The sequence below is a fragment of the Tumidithrix elongata BACA0141 genome (genome assembly GCF_036349135.1).
GTDB classification, from domain to species: Bacteria; Cyanobacteriota; Cyanobacteriia; order Pseudanabaenales; family Pseudanabaenaceae; genus Tumidithrix; species Tumidithrix elongata.
Genome location: NZ_JAZBJZ010000154.1, coordinates 1 through 9,823, shown reverse-complemented (window position 1 = coordinate 9,823; position 9,823 = coordinate 1). Strand labels below are relative to the sequence as shown.

Genomic DNA, 9,823 nt, shown 5'->3' with positions numbered 1-9,823 from the left:
ATGAGTCCCTTTACGCAAAGATCTCTAGGCGTTGCATTTCATCCTTGAATTGGCGGTTTCTTGGGAGCATGAGATAAATCTTGATTTACCTTGATACTCACGTAGTGCTGTGGCTTTATGTTGGTGAGCGAAATAAATTGAGCGAGTTTGTCCAATCGGCGATTGAGGAGGAATCTATGCTTGTTTGTTCGTCAATAGTTCGGCTTGAATTGCAATATCTGTATGAAATTGGCAGAATTACAGATAAACCAGATGTGATATTCGCCGATTTATCTCAACGTATTGGATTGAGTATTTGTAAAAAAGATTTTGGTTCGATCGTCGATCGAGCTTTATCAATTTCTTGGACTCGTGACGTTTTCGATCGCCTGATTGCTGCATTCGCCACAATCAGGCGATCGAAATATTTTACTAAGCAAGGATCGAAAGATTCTTGACAACTATGCGAATACAAAATGGAATGAGTAACACAAATACCTCATAGAGGACTCGATCTATCTATATTAACGAAAACAAGATAAAATAAATTAGTGTTGCTTTTCGGAGCAAAACCCATGACTGCTTACACGATCGACCTTGAACCCATTGTGAAACTGACTAGAGAGCAGTTTTACAAACTCTGTGCGGCAAACCCTGAACTTAAGCTCGAACGCAACGCCAATAACGAACTTGTACTCATGTCTCTTTCAGGTGGGGAAACTAGCACTTGGAATTCTGAAATTAATTACGACTTAGGTTTGTGGAATCGTCAAAGTGCTGCTGGAATAACATTCGGCTCATCCACAGGGTTTTCGCTTCCCAATGGCTCCGATCGCTCCCCCGATACCGCATGGATTCCGATCGTAAAATGGAATGCCCTCACACCCGAACAGCGCAAAGGATTTCTGCCACTATGTCCAGACTTTGCGATCGAGCTATTATCTCCCACGGACTCGTGGCTCAAAGGCATGGCAAAAATGCAAGAGTACCAAGATAACGGTTGTCGTCTGGGGTGGCTGATCGATCCTAAAAGCAAGCGCGTTGCGATTTATCGTCTAGACAAACCCGTCGAGATCCTCCAAGCTCCATCTAGTCTGTCAGGAGAAGACGTTCTCGTAGGCTTCGTGCTGAGTTTAGAAAACATCTGGTCGTCGTGAAGATTCGTCTTACAAATTATTTGAGAGAAGCAATGATTTTTTGGAATTCCATCTTAAAGCTAAAACCTAAGACTAGTAGATTTCTACGCCACGTCAGTGTCGGAACCTGTACGACATTACTAGCCCTGCTCTTAGGATGGAACTCTCAACCCAGCGTCGCCAACAATCCCGCTCATCGTTCTCAAAGCGTTTCCGTGGATTCCGTTCTGACCCAATCCACCACCAACCCTTCAACGCTCGTCCAGACAGGCAAGCAACACTTTCAAGTCGGACAGTATGCGAATGCGATCGCAGTATGGCAGCAAGCCTCTGACATTTACGCCAAACAAGGCGATCGCCTCAATCAAGCCGTGGTGTTAGACAACCTTGCCCTCGCCTATCAGCAACTCGGACAGTGGAAAGAAGCCGATCGAGCGATCGGCAAGGGTTTAGAAATTCTAAAATCCGAACCCCAACAGACCAAATTACTGGCACAGGCCCTCAACATTCAAGGAAACATCCAACTCTCTCAAGGCAAAGCCCAAGCTGCCCTCGCAACTTGGCAGCAGGCAACAGCGGCCTACGAGCAAGCAGGGGACAAAGACGGAGCCATTCGCAGCACGATTAATCAGAGTCAGGCATTGCGATCGCTCGGCTTATATCCGCGAGCTAAAGATACCCTCAAACAGGTACAAGCAGACCTCAAACAGCAACCCGACTCATTACTTAAAGCCTCTAGCCTGTTGAATTTAGGAGACATCCTTCGCTTAGTAGGCGAACTTAAAGAATCCGAAGCTACCTTACAAAATAGCCTTACCCTTGCCCAGAAACTCAACGATGTTCCTACGATTACCGACGTACTCTTAAGTTTGGGAAATACTGCCTCCAGTCAGCAACAAACTGCCAAAGCGATCGACTACTATCAACAGGCAGCCAGCCATGCCACCTCTCCTACCCAAAAAATACAAGCGCAGCTAAACCAACTGAGGCTTCTGGTTGAGGCGAAACAGACAGAACCAGCTCGAATTTTATTCTCAGAGATCCAAACCCAACTGCCAAATCTTTCTCCCAGTCATGCATCCGTCTACGCAAGGGTAAATTTTGCCCAGAGCCTCATAAAACTCAATTCTGAAAAGAATTCAAAAACAGGCGATCTCGAAACTGCCGCACAACTCCTTGCCACCGCTGCCCAACAGGCAAAAGAAATGGGAGACCCACGCGCGGAGTCCTACGCGATCGGATATCTGGGCGAACTCTACGAACAAACCCAGCAGCTTTCAGAAGCCCAAGGCTTGACCGAAAAAGCGCTAATCCTCGCTCAGACCAATAATGCCTCAGACATCGCCTATCGCTGGCAGTGGCAGCTCGGACGTTTGCTCAAATCAAAAGGCGAAAATAAGCAAGCGATCGCCGCCTATAGCGAAGCCGTGAATACCCTTGCTTCCATTCGCGGCGATCTCGTGTCTAGCAATGCGGACATTCAGTTCTCCTTTCGCGATAGTGTCGAACCTGTCTACCGCCAACTTGTAGAACTACTTCTGACCCCCGAAGCTGGCAAATCAGTCAGTCAAGACGATCTCAAAGCCGCTCGTAAAGTAATCGAATCTTTACAACTGGCTGAACTAGATAACTTTTTTAAAGAAGCCTGCCTTACAGGTCGTTCCACCCAGATTGATGAAGTCGATCGCCAAGCTGCCGTGATCTACCCAATTCTATTACCTGATAGTTTAGAAGTCGTGATTTCGCTCCCAGATCGTTCTTTACATCACAAAACAACAAAAATTTCACAAGTCAAACTAGAAGCCCTCTTAAGCCAACTGAGAAGTTCGCTACGCCGTACATCCCTTGAGTCTGAAATTCAAGCAGCCTCTAAGCAAGTCTACGATATGCTGATTGGGAAAGAGATAGAAAAAATACTGACGGATAATAAAATAAAAACCTTGGCGTTTGTTTTAGATGGATCTCTGAGAAACTTGCCGATGGCAGTACTCTATGACGGTCAGCAATACGCGATCGAGAAATACAATCTCGCGCTTACCCCAGGACTGCAACTCCTCGATCCGCGTCCGCTCAAACGCCAACAGTTAGAAGTATTTGTCGGCGGATTGAGTAAAGAAACGCAAAATTTCAATGCCTTGCCCAATGTCGAGCGAGAAATGCAGCAAATCTCATCGGTCGTACCGACACAGTCACTTCTGAATGAGGCTTTTATTAGCGAAGCCATTCAAAAACAAATTAGTAAGATTCCCTTTCGGGTTGTCCATTTGGCTACCCACGGCGAGTTCAGTTCTGACGTCGAAAAAACCTTTGTTTTGACATGGAACAATCGCCTTAGCGTCCGACAACTAGGAGAACTATTGCAAAATCGCGAGCAAGATAACAGAGTTCCCATTGAATTATTGGTGCTAAGTGCTTGTAAAACTGCTAAAGGCGATAATCGAGCAGCCTTGGGTCTGGCAGGGATAGCGGTGCGATCGGGAGCGCGCAGTACGATCGCTAGTTTATGGTCTGTGGAGGATAGTGCAACTGCTACATTTATGGAAGTTTTTTATGAGGAACTGGCAAAACCCGGAACCACAAAAGCCGATGCTTTACGCCACGCCCAGATTAATCTTCTCAAAAAGCCAGCATTTACGCATCCCTTTTACTGGTCTCCTTTCGTGTTAGTTGGGAACTGGCTGTAGTAAAAATAGTCAATCTATTCATTTATCATCAAAACTTAGACTCTAAAGAGAATAATCCCTATGTTTTATAAAAAATTCCATCAACATGTAGCCCTCTTTGCGATCGCCACATGTTTGCAACCCATTGCATTCTCTACTTTGGCAATAGATGCTCTCGCTGAGGGCTTTGAGCCACCGCCCAACCAACCTGCACCGACAGTAACCCTTGGGGGTGGCAGACGCAGTAGCGATGGAAAATGCCCTAAAGATAGAGATGGTCAATCGACCGATCGCATTGCTAAAGAGTCAATAGAACAAAGGCTGACTCCTTTGTTGCCATCTAGTCATCGAGGTTTTACAGTTTTAGCCAACCCTACGTTTTTTGCCTACGTGCCTAAGACCTCAGCGATCGCAGTAGAGTTTACACTCGAAAATCAACTAGGGCGGGGCATATATCAGCAACGGGTAAATCTTACAAGTTCGCCTGCGATCATTAGCTTTCAACTTCCTGCCACAACACCCTTAGAGCTTGGCAAAGATTACAAGTGGTTGGTCTCTGTTGTTTGCGAGACTGGCGACCCTGAAGATACTTTCTCTGAAGGCATCGTTCGTCGCATCCAACTCAACTCGGCTTTGATGGCACAATTGGATAAAGCTTCAGCAAGCGATCGCGTGTCTCTGTATACCAAGTTTGGGATTTGGCATGAAGCTCTGGCTGAATTGGCAAAATTGCGCCTTTCTCAACCCGGTAGCAATGAACTACAAGTTACTTGGCAAAATTTACTCAAAGGCTCTGGTTTGGAGTCTTTAGCAAAAACCCCTCTCAAAAATTAGCCTAAGGAGTTTGCGTAGTAGGGATAAAAGTAGCAAGGCTGTCACCAGCCGCTGCACGATAATTGAAGCCTTTTAGATTGGATTTAGTAGCATTGTCTAACTTGGCTGAATGTACAGCTAAAAACAGTATGATATGGCTGTTTTGTGAAATAACAAGGTGAATACAATGGCGATCGCATTACCAAAAAAAATCATGCTTCTGGGCGCTGGCGAACTGGGTAAGGAGGTTGCTATTGCCGCTCAAAGACTTGGTAATTCGGTAATTGCAGTCGATCGCTATGACAATGCACCCGCAATGCAAGTAGCCGATTGTCGAGAAGTGATTTCGATGTTGGATGGCGAGGCTCTCGAAACCGTCGTGAAAAAACATCAACCCGATCTGATCGTGCCAGAAGTAGAAGCGATCCGTACCGAGAAACTGCTCGAACTGGAAGCTCAAGGTTACACCGTTATTCCCACTGCCACCGCCACCAACTTCACCATGAACCGCGATCGCATTCGGGACTTGGCAAGGCATGAATTGGGCTTACGTACTGCCAAATACGCCTATGCCACCAGTCTTGACGAACTGAAAACCGTTGCCGCCGAAATTGGGTTCCCAAACGTAATTAAACCTGTGATGTCTTCCTCTGGCAAAGGACAGTCCGTCGTGCAAAATGCCGATGAACTAGAAAAAGCTTGGGATTATGCGATCGCTGGAGCGCGGGGTGATACCGCCAAAATCATCATCGAGGAATTTATCAATTTTGAAGTCGAAATTACCCTGTTAACGGTCCGTCAATGGCAGGGTGAGACTCTATTTTGTGAAGCGATCGGACATCGCCAAGAACGGGGTGACTACCAAGAATCATGGCAACCCGTCGGCTTAACCGCTTCCCAAGTCCAAGATGCACAGGACATTGCCCGCAAAGTTACCAATAAACTCGGCGGCGCAGGGCTTTTCGGCGTGGAATTTTTCATCACGAAAGATGAAGTGATTTTCTCTGAACTGTCTCCCCGTCCCCACGACACGGGAATGGTTACCCTGATCTCCCAAAATCTCAACGAATTTGAACTCCATTTACGCGCAATTTTAGGCTTGCCGATTCCCACGATTGAATTGCTCAGTCCGTCGGCTAGTGCTGTCATTCTTGCCAGCCGAACTAGCGATAATATTTCCTTTACAGGCATAGAAGAAGCCCTTGCGATTCCTAACACGGAAATTCGTTTATTTGGGAAGCCAGATTCTCGTCCCTACCGCCGCATGGGGGTCGCTTTAGCGAAAGGGAAAGATGCCATAGAGTCCCGCCAAAAGGCAACAGAAGCTGCCTCCAAAATCAAGATTATCTAAACTCAGTTCGGAGAAAGATAAGATTTTCAATTATTCTACGAGGGAATACATATTTCAGTCAACGACGGGGTAAGGGTTTTAGCTTATCCCGAACTGGCGTTAATTACAGTTGGTTATTCGATCGCCCGAGCGCGTAAACTATTAACCCAGTTTTTAATGGAGACCTTTAGGTGCTCTTTTTCTAATGGCGTGATACCTAGAGGGTCAAAGCGATCGCGATAATACAGCTCAACCACACCACCTAGCTCCTGATTAAGGCTGCCAATATCGATCTTCTCTAGCCAATGTTTTAGGGATTCTGAAGGGTTACGAAAGAAGCCGCGACTATTTAAGGCTTGTTCGATCGCGGTAAAATCAGAATCTGCTAACATTCTGTCTTGCTTCGTCGTGACTTTAAGCGATCGCTTTTGCGTTTTCACCCCTCCTATCCTTTTTTTGCGATTGAACAGTCGCAATAGGAGCAAGATCGGTAAGATCGTCCACCACCAATATTTGATGAGATCGCTGTTTGTGAAGTATTGCCAACCCTCCGACAGTTTGAAACTCAAGAGAGCCCATAGATCAGAGATGAATTCCCATTGGGAGGCGGATGCCTTTTCTAAACTCGTCCAGTCAGGCGGGGTGGTATCGAATTCCTGCCAAGTTCCATTGATGTAGGCTAAAACCCAAGCATGGGCATCACGCCCGCGCACCACATACTGATTTTCTAAAGGACTAAACTCGCTCACAAAGAAACCAACGGCATAGCGGGTAGGTATTCCCACATCCCTGAGTAACAGTGCGGCAGCAGAGGCGAAATATTCACAATGCCCTGAGCGATCGTTCAATAGAAAAGTCGATAAAGCTGTCGATCGCTTATCTTTCGCAACTGAGTTATTCAGAGAATAGCGAAAATTGCGATTAAAGAAGCTCCCCACCCTTCGTAAGACTTCTTTAGGAGATTCACCCTGAAGTGCTAGCTCTTGGACAATGCGATCGAGGGCTGCTTTTTCACCCTCTGGCACGTACAGGTCATCGTTTGAGGGAGAACTATCTAGCTCAATTCCCGATTCAATTTTTAAGGGGAATTGGACTTGGTACGAGATCGAGCCAGAGGTTCCTTGAACCTCAGTCGTACCGTACTGATTCTTTAATAGCTTATCCACAGGAAGTTGCCCGATCTGAAATGCTCCTTGGGGAAGCTTTAAAAGCATCTTGTTTTTGCGCGAGGTTTCTGAGATGGTCAAGAATGAATGGGGAATATCCTTAGGAGTAAACTGCCAAGTGATGCGATCGGGGTTGGGTTCTAGGCTTGTGAATTGGGGATTGGTAGCAAGCCAAGTCGAAGCTTGATAGCGATTATAGGTAGATTCCCGCAATCGAATTGGCACGTTCTGTTTATCGATGGCAACGCGAAACAAAATGTGACTGGATAGCTTAATTTGACCGATATCGCCGATCGCGGTATCTTTTTTAAACGGATCGGACTCTTTACGCATGATTTGTTGTCCGTACCATTCAATCGCGTATTGCTCGAGTGCGTTCATGACATTATTAATACCGATCTGAGTAACAAAACCCACACTGCCAGCCACGAGTAGGACACAGAGCCAGATCCCAATGGAAAAGCGCTTCGCTCTACTCGACCATAGGGCTAGAGCGACAAGGGCAAACATACCGAGATAAAAGAAAATGCTACGCGTGTTGGCAGCACTGGCTGCAACAATTAAGAGTGCAAAGTAAAGGGAAGTTAGAGGGATTTGAAAGCGATCGGGATTCTCAAATTGCTTGGTTTTTTTCTGACCAAAAACCAGGATGAGAAGATCGATCGATTCGCCACTTGCATAGGTTTGTGCCAAGATGAGGGGGGCAAAAATGCATGGGAGCCACTGGAGTAGCTTATAGATAAAATAAGGGTCTTGACCAGCGATCGCCAGATAAACCCCTATGACAGCGAGAATCGTAGTGCAGAAGCCAGCAATCCATCGAAAATCTCGCAATGAGAAATCCCATTTTGCAGGAGTCCATGGGGCAATCGCGATCAGCAGAGCAAAGGGAATTGCTAACACCCACCATCCCATTTGCCAACCCCAGAAAATAGATGCGGCAACGATCGCTAGGTTGGTTATTTTCATAGTTGCATTAACTCCGCTTGGATGTTTCCCAGTGTGAGAACCTGAATTTGGGTGAGGCGATCGCTGACCAATTCGGAAGTATGGCTGAATTGACTCGAATCGCTGGCGATGATTAAGACTAAGGTAAAAATCCCCACGGATTGTAGATAGCGAACGAGCTTTTTGCGTTCTTCATCCCAAGCTAGAAAGATGCAGATACAGCCACTTAAGAGGGAAATTCTTTCTGCAATTGCAGGAACGATCGAGTCGAACGGTCGATCTTGACAGGGAATCACGGAGGCTAGGATTTCTAACATGCGATCGGTATGACTGAGACCGCGTCCGAAGGTAAAACAATAAGCTTCAGTGCCAACGAACATCAAATCAAGTAAGGATTCTTGGGTTTGGACTTCATAGGCAAAGGAAGCTGCCAATGCGATCGCTTCCTCAAAAATCTCGCTATATAGCTCGGATTGGAACGTGTCTAGAATCAAGGCATGGCGGACAAAAAATTCATCTTGTTCTTCTTTGACAATCGGTTTTCCCACCTTCGCCCAACTTTTCCAGTGAATATTACGCAGCGAATCCCCCGCTCGATATTCGCGCAAGGCTCGAAATTCTTCGGAATCGCCCACAGAGGAGGATAAAGCCACACCTCCCGATTGATAGCGTCTCGATCCGGGTAGTTGAATGGAGGGCAGATTATAGAGTTTGGGCAGGATCGAGATTGATTGCGGTAAGGCAAAGGTTTTACAGGCATGGAATAGACCCAAAGGGCCCGGACAGGCAAGGGTCAGACCCGCTAATCGCACCACACCTCTCTGGGTGGGGACGATCGTACCTACCACATCCGTCTTGCGATTCCCAGCAAGTAGGGGTAACTCGATCGCTGTTGCGATCGCACTCTGCTTCCTCGCGATCGCCCATTGCCAGCGATAAAATCCCAAGCTGCGATCGAAGCGATTCCGCTTATCCTCATTCGGTTCGGGGATGGCAAGAAACTCTGCTAAACTCGGACGCGGATCGGCAAAATCTTCAAATAGCTTCAGTCCAACTTGATTTTTGCGGGTCTGATTTTGGATCGCAATTCTGTATTTGAGCGGCATCCCAACGGTACCAAATCGGGGCAGGAGGCGCGTGGCACTAAATCGAAAACGGAAAAACAGACTAAACCCGATCTCGATCGCCAAAATCGACAATAACGCAGCAAAGATCTGATAGTTTGTGCTTGGGTTTGGATCTAAGCCAAAAACTGCTGAAGTAATGATACCCACAACGACGAACATACCACTTGTTGTCAGCCTTTTACCCAGCCACTTTTGCACGATATAGGTAAAGCGAAAAAACCGATAGAAAAATTGTTTCATACTTCATGTCGGAACTGCTTGGGGGAATTCAAAGCGAACTTTATGGGAGCATAAGTCAGGTAGGAACGGGAACAGACTGAAGAATCTCTTGAACTACGCTGGAGGCGGTTTTGCCAGCAAAATGCGATCGCGGCTCCATGACAAGGCGATGGGCGATCGCTGGAACTGCCAGCTCTTGGATATGCTCGGGCGCGACAAATTCATAGCCATCAAACAAAGCCAAAGCCTGAGCTACCTTCATTAAGGCGATCGAGGCTCTGGGACTCGCTCCCAATTGGACGTCATCTGCCGATCGCGTTGCATTCACAATATCGACGACGTAGCGCTTGAGTTCTTGGCTGACTCGCACTTGCTTGACTTGATGCTTTAAGAGAGTGTTTGAGAAGTTAAGCAAGACGTTTTAGGAGGATTTGAATCATCC

The 9,823-nt window shown here is 46.7% G+C and carries 7 protein-coding genes and 1 pseudogene; 5 read left to right on the top strand and 3 right to left on the bottom strand.

Going from position 1 to position 9,823, the window contains the following annotated elements:
• The first annotated feature begins 104 nt into the window (after positions 1-104).
• The 5 genes from V2H45_RS23335 to purT all read left to right on the top strand — a co-directional run bounded on the left by V2H45_RS23335 (position 105) and on the right by purT (position 5,942).
• A complete protein-coding gene (locus V2H45_RS23335; protein WP_408648883.1) occupies positions 105-437 on the top strand; it encodes a type II toxin-antitoxin system VapC family toxin in 333 nt (110 codons plus the stop codon).
• 117 nt (positions 438-554) lie between these two features.
• A complete protein-coding gene (locus V2H45_RS23330; RefSeq protein WP_330486092.1) occupies positions 555-1,136 on the top strand; it encodes a Uma2 family endonuclease in 582 nt (193 codons plus the stop codon).
• 32 nt (positions 1,137-1,168) lie between these two features.
• A complete protein-coding gene (locus V2H45_RS23325) occupies positions 1,169-3,799 on the top strand; it encodes a CHAT domain-containing protein (RefSeq protein ID WP_330486091.1) in 2,631 nt (876 codons plus the stop codon).
• Between the two features lie 60 nt (positions 3,800-3,859).
• Positions 3,860-4,612: a DUF928 domain-containing protein gene (locus V2H45_RS23320; RefSeq protein ID WP_330486090.1), complete on the top strand. Its 753-nt coding sequence runs from the start codon at positions 3,860-3,862 to the stop codon at positions 4,610-4,612.
• Positions 4,613-4,778: 166 nt separating this feature from the next.
• A complete protein-coding gene (purT, locus tag V2H45_RS23315) occupies positions 4,779-5,942 on the top strand; it encodes a formate-dependent phosphoribosylglycinamide formyltransferase (RefSeq protein WP_330486089.1) in 1,164 nt (387 codons plus the stop codon).
• A gap of 113 nt (positions 5,943-6,055) precedes the next feature.
• Here the strand turns inward: purT and V2H45_RS23310 are convergent, their stop codons facing one another.
• From V2H45_RS23310 to V2H45_RS23300, 3 genes and pseudogenes are all read right to left on the bottom strand, one after another.
• Entirely contained in the window at positions 6,056-8,056 is a 2,001-nt protein-coding gene (locus V2H45_RS23310; RefSeq protein ID WP_330486088.1) for a transglutaminase-like domain-containing protein, read from the bottom strand.
• A complete protein-coding gene (locus V2H45_RS23305) occupies positions 8,053-9,402 on the bottom strand; it encodes a DUF58 domain-containing protein (protein ID WP_330486087.1) in 1,350 nt (449 codons plus the stop codon). The genes V2H45_RS23310 and V2H45_RS23305 overlap by 4 nt, the downstream gene beginning before the upstream one ends.
• Before the next feature lie 55 nt (positions 9,403-9,457).
• Positions 9,458-9,772, bottom strand: a pseudogene (locus V2H45_RS23300) (AAA family ATPase); the annotation flags it as partial.
• Between the last annotated feature and the right edge of the window lie 51 nt (positions 9,773-9,823).

What these genes read in the sequence shown, in the direction of transcription:
- purT (WP_330486089.1), top strand. Translation starts at nt 4,779, where the DNA reads ATGGCGATCGCATTACCAAAAAAAATCATGCTTCTGGGCGCTGGCGAA.
- V2H45_RS23330 (WP_330486092.1), top strand. Translation starts at nt 555, where the DNA reads ATGACTGCTTACACGATCGACCTTGAACCCATTGTGAAACTGACTAGA.
- V2H45_RS23325 (WP_330486091.1), top strand. Translation starts at nt 1,169, where the DNA reads ATGATTTTTTGGAATTCCATCTTAAAGCTAAAACCTAAGACTAGTAGA.
- V2H45_RS23310 (WP_330486088.1), bottom strand. Translation starts at nt 8,056, where the DNA reads ATGAAAATAACCAACCTAGCGATCGTTGCCGCATCTATTTTCTGGGGT.
- V2H45_RS23320 (WP_330486090.1), top strand. Translation starts at nt 3,860, where the DNA reads ATGTTTTATAAAAAATTCCATCAACATGTAGCCCTCTTTGCGATCGCC.
- V2H45_RS23305 (WP_330486087.1), bottom strand. Translation starts at nt 9,402, where the DNA reads ATGAAACAATTTTTCTATCGGTTTTTTCGCTTTACCTATATCGTGCAA.